The sequence below is a fragment of the Aquirufa novilacunae genome, from assembly GCF_045310505.1.
Classification (GTDB): domain Bacteria; phylum Bacteroidota; class Bacteroidia; order Cytophagales; family Spirosomataceae; genus Aquirufa; species Aquirufa novilacunae.
This window is the reverse complement of the sequence record NZ_JBEWZG010000001.1, coordinates 575,951-589,256: the sequence shown is the minus strand read 5'-3', so window position 1 is coordinate 589,256 and position 13,306 is coordinate 575,951. Positions and strand designations below refer to the sequence as shown.

General features: G+C 41.3%; 13 protein-coding genes. 9 read left to right on the top strand and 4 right to left on the bottom strand.

The window, feature by feature from the left end; all coding sequences use genetic code 11:
* The first annotated feature begins 15 nt into the window (after window positions 1-15).
* Genes V7S74_RS02685 through chrA form a run of 3 tightly spaced genes read left to right on the top strand, consistent with a single transcriptional unit; the run spans window position 16 to window position 2,829 of the window.
* Window positions 16-690, top strand: a complete 675-nt coding sequence (locus V7S74_RS02685; protein WP_406777227.1) for a superoxide dismutase — start codon at window positions 16-18, stop codon at window positions 688-690.
* Between the two features lies 1 nt (window position 691).
* Entirely contained in the window at window positions 692-1,660 is a 969-nt protein-coding gene (locus tag V7S74_RS02680) for an isopenicillin N synthase family dioxygenase (RefSeq protein ID WP_406777226.1), read from the top strand.
* The gene (chrA, locus tag V7S74_RS02675) at window positions 1,660-2,829 is read left to right on the top strand and encodes a chromate efflux transporter (RefSeq protein ID WP_406777225.1); all 1,170 of its coding nucleotides are present in this window, start codon (window positions 1,660-1,662) and stop codon (window positions 2,827-2,829) included. The genes V7S74_RS02680 and chrA overlap by 1 nt, the downstream gene beginning before the upstream one ends.
* A 6-nt stretch (window positions 2,830-2,835) precedes the next feature.
* Here the strand turns inward: chrA and rfbA are convergent, their stop codons facing one another.
* From rfbA to galE, 3 genes are read right to left on the bottom strand one after another with little or no spacing between them, the layout of a single operon-like run.
* Complete coding sequence (gene rfbA / locus V7S74_RS02670) at window positions 2,836-3,696, bottom strand: glucose-1-phosphate thymidylyltransferase RfbA (protein WP_406777224.1); 861 nt, start codon at window positions 3,694-3,696, stop codon at window positions 2,836-2,838.
* A 1-nt stretch (window position 3,697) separates the two neighbouring features.
* The gene (rfbB, locus tag V7S74_RS02665; RefSeq protein WP_406777223.1) at window positions 3,698-4,753 is read right to left on the bottom strand and encodes a dTDP-glucose 4,6-dehydratase; all 1,056 of its coding nucleotides are present in this window, start codon (window positions 4,751-4,753) and stop codon (window positions 3,698-3,700) included.
* A 1-nt stretch (window position 4,754) separates the two neighbouring features.
* On the bottom strand, window positions 4,755-5,768 hold the full coding sequence (galE, locus tag V7S74_RS02660) for a UDP-glucose 4-epimerase GalE (RefSeq protein WP_406777222.1): 1,014 nt from the start codon (window positions 5,766-5,768) through the stop codon (window positions 4,755-4,757).
* Window positions 5,769-5,849: 81 nt separating this feature from the next.
* On the opposite strand from galE, the gene V7S74_RS02655 reads away from it, so the two are divergent.
* Window positions 5,850-6,683: a transglutaminase-like domain-containing protein gene (locus tag V7S74_RS02655; RefSeq protein ID WP_406777221.1), complete on the top strand. Its 834-nt coding sequence runs from the start codon at window positions 5,850-5,852 to the stop codon at window positions 6,681-6,683.
* On the opposite strand, the gene V7S74_RS02650 is transcribed toward V7S74_RS02655, so the two are convergent.
* A complete protein-coding gene (locus V7S74_RS02650; RefSeq protein ID WP_406777220.1) occupies window positions 6,672-7,274 on the bottom strand; it encodes a 4'-phosphopantetheinyl transferase family protein in 603 nt (200 codons plus the stop codon). The two genes, V7S74_RS02655 and V7S74_RS02650, sit on opposite strands and share 12 nt — an antisense overlap.
* A 58-nt stretch (window positions 7,275-7,332) precedes the next feature.
* Here V7S74_RS02650 and V7S74_RS02645 point away from each other — a divergent pair, with 58 nt between their 5' ends.
* The 5 genes from V7S74_RS02645 (at window position 7,333) to gyrA (ending at window position 13,303) form a co-directional block, all read left to right on the top strand.
* On the top strand, window positions 7,333-8,217 hold the full coding sequence (locus V7S74_RS02645) for a WD40 repeat domain-containing protein (protein WP_406777219.1): 885 nt from the start codon (window positions 7,333-7,335) through the stop codon (window positions 8,215-8,217).
* A 43-nt stretch (window positions 8,218-8,260) separates the two neighbouring features.
* Window positions 8,261-9,166 carry a DivIVA domain-containing protein gene (locus V7S74_RS02640; protein WP_406777218.1) on the top strand — a complete coding sequence of 302 codons (906 nt, stop codon included), beginning with the start codon at window positions 8,261-8,263 and terminating at the stop codon, window positions 9,164-9,166.
* A 3-nt stretch (window positions 9,167-9,169) separates the two neighbouring features.
* Window positions 9,170-9,526 (top strand): dihydroneopterin aldolase, encoded by a 357-nt coding sequence (gene folB, locus V7S74_RS02635; protein WP_406777217.1) that lies wholly within the window; start codon window positions 9,170-9,172, stop codon window positions 9,524-9,526.
* Between the two features lie 48 nt (window positions 9,527-9,574).
* Window positions 9,575-10,597, top strand: coding sequence for a LacI family DNA-binding transcriptional regulator (locus V7S74_RS02630; protein WP_406777216.1), 1,023 nt, complete (start codon window positions 9,575-9,577; stop codon window positions 10,595-10,597).
* 114 nt (window positions 10,598-10,711) lie between these two features.
* Complete coding sequence (gene gyrA, locus V7S74_RS02625) at window positions 10,712-13,303, top strand: DNA gyrase subunit A (RefSeq protein ID WP_406777215.1); 2,592 nt, start codon at window positions 10,712-10,714, stop codon at window positions 13,301-13,303.
* Window positions 13,304-13,306: the final 3 nt, after the last annotated feature.

The window sequence follows — 13,306 nt, the reverse complement described above, 5'->3', positions numbered from 1 at the left end:
TAAAACCAAATAACGATGAAACGTGCTGAGTTTTTACAGAAATCGGTAGTTCTTGCGGGAGCTAGCTTAGTTTTGCCTTCTTTTTCTGCACCTGTGGCAGACTCGTTTACTTTACCTGGTTTACCCTATGCTTTTGATGCTTTAGAGCCGCATATCGATCGTTTAACGATGGAGATTCACCACGATCGCCACCACAAGGCCTACGTGGATAATTTGAATAAGGCTTTGCCAGGAACTACCAAGACATTGGAAGAAATATTAGCCACTGTTTCCACTCAGCCTGTTGCGGTACGCAATAATGGGGGAGGACACTGGAATCACAGCTTTTTCTGGAATGTATTAGGGCCTGCCAAAGGAACGAAGCCATCCGAGGTATTATCCAAACAAATCGAGGCTGATTTCGGCTCATTTGATGCATTCAAAGCTGAATTCACCAAGGCAGCGACGTCTCGTTTTGGATCAGGCTGGGCTTGGTTGATAAAGAAAGATGGGAAATTGGTCATCTCATCTACGCCTAATCAAGATAATCCTTTGATGGATGTGGCAGAAGTAAAAGGACAACCGATTTTAGCTTTGGACGTGTGGGAACATGCATATTACTTGAAATATATGAATAAGCGCGCGGATTATATCGCTGCCTTTTGGAACCTAGTGAACTGGGACTTTGTATCAACAAACTTTAGTAAATAAGATGTTATTAGATGAAATTCCTTCGCTGGATTTAGCTGATTTCCTTTCTGGAGATGCTTCACGTAAGGCGAAATTTGTACAAGATTTAGGGGCTGCTTTCAATACAATAGGATTTGTAGCGATTAAGGGTCACGGACTAACGAATGACTTCACTTCCAAGCTGTATAGCGAGGTGGAGCAATTCTTTCAATCCCCGGATACGTTGAAGCAAACTTATGAAATTGAAGGAATTGCAGGGCAACGTGGCTACATAGGCAAGAGAAAAGAAACAGCGAAAGGTTTCAAGGTACCTGATTTGAAGGAGTTCTATCACGTGGGTCAGCCACGCAAGGATGATGGAGATTCAGTATGGTCAGAATACCCAGAAAATGTTTTTCCAGCGGAATATCCTGATTTCGAAAAATATACGGTAGAAGCTTATCAAACTTTAGAAAAAGCTGGGAAGGCTCTATTGCAGGCGATTGCGCTTTATTTAGAATTACCTGAAGATTATTTTGAATCACGTGTAAAGAATGGAAATTCCATTCTACGTGCAATTCACTATTTCCCAATTTTAGACCCGGATTCCTTACCGGAAGGAGCTGTGAGAGCAGCTGCTCATGGGGATATTAACTTAATTACCTTGTTAATGGGTGCATCTGCAGAGGGTTTAGAAGTATTGCGAATGGATGGTAAATGGATACCCATTACAGCCTTGCCTGACCAAGTGGTAGTGAATGTAGGTGATATGTTAGATCGTTTGACGAATCACAAATTGAAATCGACGATACATCGCGTGGTGAATCCGCCTAAAGAGAAAATGGGTACATCGCGTTATTCAATTCCTTTCTTCATGCACCCGCGTTCTGAAATGGATTTAACTTGTTTGTCTTCTTGTGTGTCTACTGAGTATCCTAAAATATACACGGATATGACGGCAGGGGCGTTTTTGAATGAAAGGTTGATCGAATTAGGACTTAAAAAGGCATAATGAAGCGGCTAAAACACCTAGATTTTCTGATAGATATCTTGGTTTTAGCCTGCACCTCTTTTGGTGGACCTCAAGTACATTTTGCGCTATTTTTAGACCGATTGGTGAGGAAGCGTGCGTATTTGACAGAAGAAGAATTATTTGAAATTCAGGCGCTCTGCTCTGTTTTACCAGGCCCTACTTCGACTCAAATGATCACAGCGATCGGTTTGAAGCGAGGTGGGGCTTCTTTGGCTTATTTAACCTTGTTTTTTTGGATTACTCCAGCGGTCTTCATTATGACCCTAGCGGCCTATGGGATGACTTTTTTACGTAATCAGTCCATTTTGCATTACGTCATGCCAGTTGGTATCGGTTTGATTTTGCAGGCGGGTTGGTTTATGGCCAAAAAGGTGATTACAGGGCCGATGTATGTAATTATTTTATTAGTCACCTTATTTCTAGGTATCGCTTTTCATAGTCCCTATATCTTTCCACTCGTATTATTATTGGGGGGCATTGTTTCTTCCTTGAACTACAAAGTTTTCCCTCGCCAAACGAAACATAAATTCGTGATTCCCTGGGGCAATTTCCATTTGTATTGGGGGTTTTTAGTGTTTTTAGCCCTATTAGGGCACTTTACGGATTATTTCCCCATTCGACTTTTTGAGAATTTTTACCGGAATGGATCCTTGGTTTTTGGTGGAGGACATATACTTGCACCTGTGCTTTACACTGAATTTGTGGAATTTAAACAGCTGATAGGCTCAGAGGCTTTTCTAACGGGTATGGCGCTTTCACAGACGCTTCCGGGACCTGTATTTGCCTTTACTTCCTATTTAGGCGTCTTATTGATGAAGGATTATGGTCTCTTAGGGGAACTAGCTGGGTCGGTAATCGGTGCTTTAGGCATTTTCTTGCCAGGGACTTTCTTGATCTTCTTTGTCTTTCGGATTTGGACACAATTGAAGCAGTATCGCTTCATTAGGGCATCTTTAGCCGGAATTCAGGCGGCCTCTGTAGGGTTGACTTTGGTGGCTGTATTTACGTTTACGAAGCCTTTATTCATCGATGTCCAGTTTCTCTCTTTAGGGATAGTGGCTGCTGCTTTTCTTTTGGCAGATAAAACAAAAATTCCCGCCATCTTGCTGTTTGTTTTAGCGTTGATAGCGGGAATAATGGGGATTTAAAGCCGATTAGGCGATTAAATTCAATAAATATTGTCCATAACCACTTTTTACTAGCGGCTCAGCAATCTTCTTTAATTGCGCTTTATCGATATAACCCATGCGATAGGCTACTTCCTCGATGCAACCCACTTTCATTCCTTGGCGTTCTTCGATTACTTGAACGAATTGCCCAGCCTGCATTAGGGAAGCAAATGTTCCTGTATCTAACCAAGCGGTACCCCGGTTCAAAATACCCACCGAAAGTTTACCTCTCTTCAAGTATTCTTTGTTTACGTCTGTGATTTCGTATTCTCCGCGAGGGGATGGGGCGATGTTTTTGGCAATCTCCACCACGTCATTATCGTAGAAATACAAGCCTGGAACCGCATAATTTGATTTAGGCTTCGCTGGTTTCTCCTCAATCGAGATTACTTTATTGTCTGCATCGAATTCCACCACGCCATAACGCTCTGGGTCATTCACAGAATAAGCATACACTACGCCTCCTGAAGGATCGTTATTTGCTTGCAATAATTTACTCAATCCAGAGCCATAGAAGATATTATCCCCTAAAACCAAAGCCACTTTGTCTTTTCCAATGAATTTCTCACCGATGACGAACGCTTGTGCTAAACCATTCGGTTCTGGTTGTACGGCATATTCGAAGCGACATCCGATTTGGGATCCATCCCCTAATAACTTCTCGAAATGAGGCAAATCGTGCGGGGTAGAGATGATCAAAATCTCTTTAATACCCGATAACATCAAAATCGACAAGGGATAATAGATCATCGGTTTGTCATAAACCGGCATTAATTGCTTGCTAACCGCTAAAGTCAATGGGTGTAATCTTGTTCCTGATCCACCAGCTAATATAATTCCTTTCATCTTATCTGCCTGCGTAGTTTTTTTCGTAATATTTTTGATAATCTCCCGATGTAACATCATTTAGCCATTTTTCGTTGGCTAAATACCAGTTCACCGTTTTCTCTAATCCTTCTGCAAATTGCAAACTAGGCTCCCAGCCTAATTCCTTCATAATCTTGTTTGCATCGATCGCATAACGCAAATCGTGACCCGCACGATCCGTTACATAGGTAATTAATTGAGCCGAAGTTCCTTCCGGACGACCTAATTTTTCATCCATGATTTTGCACAATAAATGCACTAAATCGATATTTTTCCACTCATTGAATCCACCGATGTTATAGGTCTCACCAATTTTTCCATCATGGAAAACCGTATCAATGGCACGCGCATGGTCGATAACAAATAACCAATCGCGTACGTTTTCGCCCTTTCCATACACTGGAAGTGGTTTATTGTTCATGATGTTATGAATCATCAACGGGATTAATTTCTCCGGGAAGTGATTTGGGCCATAATTGTTCGAGCAGTTCGTGATCACGGTAGGTAAACCATAGGTTTCGTGGTAAGCACGTACGAAGTGATCTGAACTTGCTTTAGAGGCTGAATAAGGGGAACGAGGATCGTATGAAGTAGTTTCCAAAAAGAATTCATTCGGATCATGCAACTCTCCATATACCTCATCTGTGGAGATATGGTAGAAGCGCTTTCCTTCCATCTTGCCAGCCCAGTGTTTCTTCGCTGCTTGCAATAAGTTTACGGTACCAATTACATTCGTACGAACGAATGCCAAAGGATCCGTAATGGAGCGATCTACGTGAGATTCTGCCGCTAGGTGCAATACACCATCAAATTGATGCTCTGCAAACAAGGCATCGATATGATCTGCATCTGTAATATCCGCTTTAATGAAGTGGTAATTAGGGGCAGATGCCACATCCTCATTATTTGCCAAATTACCTGCATACGTCAAGGCATCCAAATTATAAATCTGGTAGTCTGGGTATTTGTTGACAAACAAACGGACCACATGAGAACCTATAAATCCGGCACCGCCGGTAATCACTAACTTTTTCATCTTATTTAATTAATGATTCTTGCCATTTCCAAGAATCTTGCAAAGCTCTTTCTAAACTATATTCTGTTTTCCAACCTAAAATCTGATTCGATTTATCTGTAGACGCATAAACGGCCGTGATATCACCCGCTCTGCGGTCTCTAACTTCGTAATTCACCTTCTTACCTGTCGCTTTTTCAAAAGCTAAAATAACCTCCATTACTGAGCTTCCTTGCCCTGTTCCGATATTAAAGAAGTCGTATTTGACATCCGATTTACCATCAATTAGATAGGCTAGGGCCTTCACATGCGCTTTAGCTAAATCAACCACATGAATATAATCTCTGATTGCGGTTCCATCAGGCGTAGGATAGTCTGTTCCCCAAACCTGCAAAGGACCCCGCAATCCTGCCACCGATTGAGTTAAAAAAGGAATCAAATTAGCGGGTGTACCTAAGGGCAATTCACCGATTAATGCGGATTCATGTGCCCCAATCGGATTAAAATAGCGTAAAGCTATTGCTTTCAGAGTAGAAGAAGCGGCCACCGTATCTCGAATGATCTCTTCACAAATCTGTTTTGAGTTTCCATAAGGGGAGGTAGCCGGTTGCACAGGGGATTCTTCCGTCGCTGGTAAGGTTTCTGGTTGACCGTAAACGGTGCAAGAAGACGAGAATACCAGGTTAGAAAGGCCATATTGAGCCATTTTCTCTAATAAAAGTACCGTTGCCGCTACGTTATTTCGGTAGTATTTCAAAGGGTTTTCCACCGATTCCCCTACCGCTTTCGAGGCAGCGAAGTGGATGATTCCTTTGATATCGTATTTCGTAAATAAAAGATCGTAGGTCTGAGGGTCATTCACGTCGCCTTCTTCATAAATAACCGCCTCTTTGGTGATTATTTCCAAGTTTTTAATCACCTGTTTCGAAGAATTAGAGAAATTGTCTACGATGATGGGCGTGTAACCATTTTCTTTCAATACCACATAAGTATGTGATCCAATGAAACCAGCACCGCCTGTTATTAATATTTGCATCTAATTTTTGTAAGAATTAAAGACAAATTTAAGTGAAAATAGGCCAATTGTCTTTAGTTTTGCAAAAAATATACGTTTCCTATGACGGATGCTGCCATTAAAGCAATGATTCATTTATTAGACGATTCAGATCAGGAAGTCGTGAGCATGGTGGAGCAGCAAATTCGGACCTTAGGACCTTCTATTATCCCTGTTTTAGAGTCGGAATGGGAAACAGAAAGTTTAAATCCCATCTTACAATCTAAAATTGAGAATTTGATTCATGATTTCCAATGGCAATCGGTAAAGACTCGTTTGCAGGTATGGAAGGAATCGGGCGGGATGGATTTGTTAGAGGGAATGTGGATTCTCGCTACCTACCGTTACCCAGATTACAGCTACAATGACTTGAAAGTAGAGATGGATCAGTTGTATTATGAGGTTTGGCCTCAAATGCGGGAGGATTTACACCCGATGGATCAAGTAAAGGTGCTGAACTCGGTGATGTTCGAGCAATTGAAGTTTGGGCCTAATTCGAAGAATTTTCATGCAGCGAATAACTCCTTCATTAATAATGTGTTATCGTCCAAAAAAGGTAATCCGATTAGCCTTTGTGTAATTTATATGTGGATCGCCCAAAAACTAGGCCTACCTATTTACGGGGTGAATCTCCCAAATCTTTTTGTTTTAACCTATAAGCAGAAAGGGCTGCAGTTCTATATTAATGTGTTTAATAAAGGTTTGATATTCAATAAGATAGATATTGATAATTATATCGCACAATTGAATTTGACACCTAATGAGATTTATTATAACCCTTGTTCTAATTTAGAAATTATTCGTCGTGTCCTACGCAATCTATTGATGGCTTACGAGAAGGCTGGTGAATTAGACTACAAAGAAGAACTAACGGAATTAATTGACTTATTGGATTAAGGCTACTGTAAGGCTGAATTCTGGGTATTCTTCCCAAAAGATATCTATTTCTTCTCCCATAGAAACCTGTGCTTTGCACGGGTTTTGATCGAAATCACCTATCTCCATTTCCTTTTGAAAGGACAATCCTGGTTTTCCCACCGCCTTGTAGATGGATTCTTTAGCCGACCAAGCCAATGTCAAAAGGTTTGATTGGGACTTCCATTTCTCCCATTCTCTTGCATGCAAGAATCGAGGGGCAATTTTTTCGATATTTCTACCTGGCTTTTCGAGGTCAATTCCGATTCTTTTTTCCCTTGAACAGGCTGCGGCCACGTAAGGATAGGAGTGAGTTAGGCTGATATGCCAATCTGACTCCTCAAAATAAGGGCGATTGCGATCGTTTTGAACTAATGTTAGGGTTTCGAATTCAGTAGAAAGTTGCTGCAAACAATGCCTTACAGCAGTTGATTCTAGTTTTTTAGTGGGATTTTCCACCGAAGGGGAGGACCAGGTCGCCGGGAATGTTTCAAAATAGTCCAGCGGTTCTTCGATTTTCCAAACTAGAATCTGGAAGTCGACTGAGCTTATTTTTGAAAATATTTGGGGCATGTTTGGGGGTATTTGGACGTAAAATTATCATTTTTGTAGCTAAATCGATGGAAATAATTTGAGTACCCTACAAATCGAACGTATTGACACCTTTTCAGGACATCGTGGTCCTGTTTACGCCCTTGAAACGGGGGAGGATTCCTTGTTTTATTCTGCGGGATCCGATGGCTGGGTGGTTCAATGGAATTTAGCGAAACCTGACTTAGGCAAGGTAATTGCCCAAGTAGAAGGTTCGGTTTATGCCATTAAATTAGATTCAGAAGGTATTTTATGGATAGGTCATAATTACCAAGGTATTCAGGGCGTTCGAGTCGCAGATCAAAGCTTGGTTTTTTCCATTCCTACCACTGGCTTTTCTATTTTTTCCATTGAATTTGTGGGTTCCACGGCTTGGATAGGTCATAATGATGGTTTGATAACGGTGATTGATCTAGCCACAAAGGCGGTGCTGAAGCATGTCAAAGCGAGCGAAAAGAGCGTTCGATCAATACTGCAATTAGCTGATAATAAGATTGTTGTAGGTTATTCTGACGGTTTTATTCGAATTTTTGATACAGGTTATCAATTAGTAAAGGCATTTCAAGCACATGAATCTTCCGTTTTTTCGCTCGCAGAGAGGGGAGGGGTTTTGTATTCCGTAGGTAAAGATGCTCGAATTAAGCAGTGGGATGCTGATTATGCGCTTGTAAATGAGGTGGTTGGACATATTTATGCCATTCATGATTTACAATTTTCACCGGATGGGAATTGGTTAGCGACAGCAAGTATGGACAAGACGGTAAAGATTTGGGAAACACAGGGATTGAAATTGCGCAAGGTGTTGGATGCATCAAGACATGGGGGGCATAAGAATTCGGTTAATAAACTAATCTGGAGCTCATTCGACAATTTACTGATCTCAGCATCGGACGATAAAAATCTTTCTATTTGGAAAATTCACTAAAATTTTTCCTATTTTAGCATTTGTATACCTAAATCTATCAATATTGGAAGCTTCCTTTTCAAAATCATTTCGCGGTTATGATGTCTCAGAAGTAGACGCTTACGTTCAAAGTGTGCAGAACTTTGAGACCGAATCCCAAAATGCTTTGGCAAAATCGAATCAAAAAACAGCGGAATTAGAGGCTGAAGTGGTTCGATTAAGAGAAATTGAATCAAGTCTATTTAGAGCGTTAAAGTTAGCGGAGGAAAGTCAACAAAACTTTTCCGCAAAAATGGAAAAAGAAGCCAAATCCATTCTAGATAAGGCCAATAAAGAGGCAGAAGCGATCAAAAAGAAGGCAGATTCAGATGCCCAAAAGCAAGCTTTGTTGACAGAAAATGAGCGTAAACAAACCTTAGCGCAAGCTAATCAAGAGCTAAAAGAGCAAGAGCGCCAATTACGTAATCTACAAGAAGCTCAGAAAGAGATAGCTTCACAATTAAAGTCTATTTCGGAACAAACCTTAGGGTCCATTGCGAACTGGTTAACGACTGATTTAGTAGCCCCTATAGCTCCATTAACACCTGCTGCACCTAAACTTACCTCTAAAAGAGGTCGTAAGCCAGGTGTGAAAAATAAGCCGAAAACGAAAGCTAAACCTACCGCTAAATCAGTGGCAAAAGTAAAGCCGGCTCCTAAGGCAAAACCTGCTACGAAAGTAGTGGCAAAAGCAAAACCTGCGGCAGTAGCAAAACAGGCCGATAAAGCAATTCCTGCGAAAAGAGGACCTAAACCAAAGGATAAAACAGCTGCCGTTAAAACTGAAAAACCGACACCTGCAAAGCGTGGTCCAAAGCCTAAAATTAGTCTAGAAACAGTTTCTGATGAGGGTTTGCCAACGTTAAACAAGGTTTTAGAGGCCTACGCAAAATCATCTGGGCCTCGTGGTAAAGTAGGGGAGATCAACTAGCACATGGCGAATTACCAGGTTTCTATTGAAGATATTCGGATTTTTGCTTTTCATGGATTGTATCCAGAGGAGCGTATTTTGGGGAATTGGTATACCTTAGACGTGATAGTAGAATCTGAAACCCAGCCTAATTTTTCTGACGACATTGCCAATACCATCGATTATTCTCAGATATATGCCATTTGCAAGCAGATAATGGCTATTCCGGTGGATTTATTGGAGACGGTAGCTGAAAAAATTGCACAGAAAATTCGGGATGATATTTCAGAAGAAGTGTCCATTCTAGTTCAAATTTCAAAGGAAAACCCACCTATGGGACTTTCTTCAGGTAGAAGCACTGTCGTTTATCGCCTCGATTAATTTTTGTATAGATTTATTGTTTAAATTTGGCATAGTTAAACTGAATTTATGCGTCACCAAGTTACCATCAAAGATATTGCCAAACAGCTGGGAGTTTCAGTTGCGACCGTATCGAGGGCTTTACGTGATTTGCCAGATATTCATCCTGATACGAAGAAAATGGTTTTGGATTTAGCCAAAGAGCTAGATTACCAACCCAATGTACTCGCCACCAGTTTAGTTAAATCGAAGACCAAAACACTCGGTCTCATCGTCCCTGATTTAGGTTATTATTTCTTTTCTACTGTCGTAAAAGCCGTAGAAGACGCCGCAATCGCTGCAGGATATTCCCTTTTGATCGCTCAAACACAAGAGTCATTTGAACGTGAATTAACGAATATTCAAAACCTTTCTCGGTCTCAAGTAGAAGGGATTATTATCTCCTTATCGCGAGAGACTGTCAATTTTGATCATTTAACTCGCTTGCAGAGACGTGGGATTCCTCTTGTATTCTTTGATCGCGATAGTGACGAAATTGATGCGTCTAAAGTGATGGTGGATAATGAGCAATCAGCTTATGAAGCAGTTAAACATCTGATTGAGAATGGTTGCAAGCGCATTGCTTTTTTAGCAGGGCCCAAAAACGTATCTGTCAGTAACCAGCGTCGAATGGGTTATTCCAGAGCCTTACAAGAAGCAGGAATTGAATCAGATCCTTCCTTAATTATTCATAGTGATTACTTCCAAGATTCCGCGATTGCCAAAACGCATCAATTGATGAAGGAAGCAAATCGTCCTGATGGGATTCTGGTGGTTTCTGATCGTTTGGCAATCGGCGTATTGATTGCTCTTCGAGAATTGAATATCTCCGTTCCGGATGAAGTAAAAATGGTTAGTTTCAATAACGAACCGATCTGTTCTTTAGTTTCTCCTACGATTTCTTCAATTGCGCAGCCTTTGGAAGAAATAGGCCGTTTATCTGTAGAATTATTGCTTGAACAAATCGAGCATAAAACCGATAATCCGACCCCGAGAGTGGAAGTTTTAAAGACAAAATTGATTGTACGGGAGTCTTCTGTTCAGAAAAAATAAACCCCATTTTTTACCCTCATTTTTTCTTGGAAAAATAGGCAAAATTTAAGATATTTGTTCTATTGAAAAATACCGCTTTTCGCTGTGTTTTTCTCTTGAATCAAAACAGTTTTTATGTCATTACAAAGCAATGTTATCCCTATAAACATCGAAGATGAAATGAGGGGAGCGTACATCGATTATTCGATGTCAGTTATTGTGTCTCGTGCGCTTCCAGACGTACGTGATGGATTAAAGCCAGTTCACAGAAGGGTGTTATTCGGAATGGAGGAACTGGGAGTTAGTTACAACAAATCCTATAAAAAGTCTGCTCGTATTGTCGGAGAGGTACTCGGTAAGTATCACCCACACGGTGATTCTTCTGTATATGACACGATGGTACGTATGGCCCAAGATTGGTCTTTACGTTATCCTTTAGTGGATGGTCAAGGTAACTTTGGCTCAGTGGATGGTGATTCTCCGGCAGCGATGCGTTACACGGAGGCTCGTTTGAAGCGTATTGCGGATGAGTTGCTTTCTGATTTGAACAAAGAAACGGTTGATTTTCAGCCTAACTTTGATGATTCCCTAGAAGAACCGACGGTTTTACCAGCTAAGATTCCTAATCTATTATTGAACGGTACCTCCGGTATCGCGGTAGGTATGGCGACGAATATGGCGCCACATAACCTAAACGAAGTAGTGGATGGTATTTCAGCCTATATCGATAATCGGGATATTACGATTTTAGAGTTGATGCAATACATCAAGGCGCCAGATTTCCCTACGGGTGGAACAATTTATGGTGTTCAAGGTATTCGCAATGCTTTTGAAACAGGTCGTGGTCGTATTGTGGTTCGTGGAAACGCGACTTTTGATACATCGAAAACGGGGAAAGAGCAGATTGTCGTTTCCGAGATTCCGTATATGGTTAACAAGGCGTCATTAATCAAGCAATGTGCTGATTTAGTGAACGATAAGAAGATCGAAGGTATCTCTGAGATTCGCGATGAGTCAGACCGCCAAGGTATGCGTATTGTATTCGATTTAAAGCGTGACGCAGTAGCGAATGTGGTATTGAATAACTTGTACAAGCATACGGCGCTACAATCATCGTTCTCGGTGAATAACGTTGCCTTGGTGAAAGGACGTCCAATGATGTTGAATCTGAAGGACTTGATTCATCACTTTGTAGAGCATAGAAATGAGATTATCGTACGTCGTACACAATATGATTTACGTGAGGCACGTAAGCGTGCTCATATTTTGGAAGGCTTTATTATTGCCCTAGATAACCTAGATGCAGTGATTAAGTTGATCCGTGAGTCGAAAGATCCGAATGCGGCTCAAGAAGGCTTGATGTCTAAATTCAACTTATCAGAGCTTCAATCGAAAGCTATCCTGGAGATGCGTTTACAACGCTTAACTGGTATGGAGCGGGAGAAGATCATGAATGAGTTCGCTGAGATTATGAAGTTGATTGAAGATTTGGAAGATATTTTGGCCAAACCTGAGCGTCAATTACAGATCATCAAAGACGAATTAAACGACATCAAACAACGTTATGGCGATGATCGTAGAACGCAAATCAACATGACGGATGAGGAATTCTCTGTAGAAGATATGATTGCGGATGACGAGATGTTAATCACCGTTTCTGCACAAGGTTATATTAAGCGTACGCCGATCACAGAATATCGTTCACAATCGCGTGGGGGAGTAGGTTCTCGTGCGGTAGCTACGAAAGATGATGATTATACCGAGCATTTGTTCTCTGCAACGATGCACAATTGGTTATTGTTCTTCACTGAACGCGGTAAATGCTTCTGGTTACGTGTTTACGCGGTTCCAGAGGGCTCTAAAGTATCAAAAGGTCGTCCTATCCAAAACTTGATGAATATCGAGAACGGTGACACGATCAGAGCCGTTATCAACGTGAAGTCAATCACAGATCCAGATTACATTGATAATAACTTCATTGTGATGTGTACGGAAGACGGTACAATCAAGAAAACATCTCTTGAGGCTTATTCTCGTCCGCGTCAAAACGGTATTATCGCGATCACGATTCGCGAAGGAGACCGTTTATTAGATGTAGCCTTAACAAATGGTAACAACCAAATCGTTATCGCTACGAACACGGGTCGTTCTGTTCGTTTCGAAGAAACACGTGTTCGCCCAATGGGTCGTTCAGCCGCTGGTGTGAAGGGAATTTGGATCGATGAAGACATCCCGACGGAGAAAGTAATCGGAATGGTTTGCGTTTCTGAGCCAGAAGTACAGCAATTGTTAGTGGTTTCTGAGAAAGGTTTTGGTAAGCGTTCTGAAGTAGAAGATTACCGATTAACGAATCGCGGTGGTAAAGGGGTTAAGGCCTTAAATATCACAGAGAAAACGGGTAACTTAGTCGCTATCAAGGAAGTAAATGATAATAACGACTTGATGATTATTACCAAAGCTGGTATTTTAATCCGTACAAGTGTCGCTGAACTTCGTGTGATGGGACGTAATACGCAAGGGGTTAAATTGATTCGCTTGAAGAATGAATCTGATGAGATTTCATCTGTAACGAAGATCGAAAAAGAACCAGAGCCAGAAGAGGTAGAGGTTGTAGACGGTGTTGAGTTAGTGGATGGCGTTGAGGCAACTAGTGCCGTAACTGAAGCTCCAGAAGGAGGGGAGGAGACTGCATCTGAGGCATCTGCTGAAGAAGTAACTGAAGAATAATTT

Bases quoted from the DNA above. Each gene is read 5' to 3' on its own strand.
- V7S74_RS02685 (WP_406777227.1), top strand. From the start codon at position 16: ATGAAACGTGCTGAGTTTTTACAGAAATCGGTAGTTCTTGCGGGAGCT.
- V7S74_RS02680 (WP_406777226.1), top strand. From the start codon at position 692: ATGTTATTAGATGAAATTCCTTCGCTGGATTTAGCTGATTTCCTTTCT.
- chrA (WP_406777225.1), top strand. From the start codon at position 1,660: ATGAAGCGGCTAAAACACCTAGATTTTCTGATAGATATCTTGGTTTTA.
- rfbA (WP_406777224.1), bottom strand. From the start codon at position 3,696: ATGAAAGGAATTATATTAGCTGGTGGATCAGGAACAAGATTACACCCA.
- rfbB (WP_406777223.1), bottom strand. From the start codon at position 4,753: ATGAAAAAGTTAGTGATTACCGGCGGTGCCGGATTTATAGGTTCTCAT.
- galE (WP_406777222.1), bottom strand. From the start codon at position 5,768: ATGCAAATATTAATAACAGGCGGTGCTGGTTTCATTGGATCACATACT.
- V7S74_RS02655 (WP_406777221.1), top strand. From the start codon at position 5,850: ATGACGGATGCTGCCATTAAAGCAATGATTCATTTATTAGACGATTCA.
- V7S74_RS02650 (WP_406777220.1), bottom strand. From the start codon at position 7,274: ATGCCCCAAATATTTTCAAAAATAAGCTCAGTCGACTTCCAGATTCTA.
- folB (WP_406777217.1), top strand. From the start codon at position 9,170: ATGGCGAATTACCAGGTTTCTATTGAAGATATTCGGATTTTTGCTTTT.
- V7S74_RS02630 (WP_406777216.1), top strand. From the start codon at position 9,575: ATGCGTCACCAAGTTACCATCAAAGATATTGCCAAACAGCTGGGAGTT.
- gyrA (WP_406777215.1), top strand. From the start codon at position 10,712: ATGTCATTACAAAGCAATGTTATCCCTATAAACATCGAAGATGAAATG.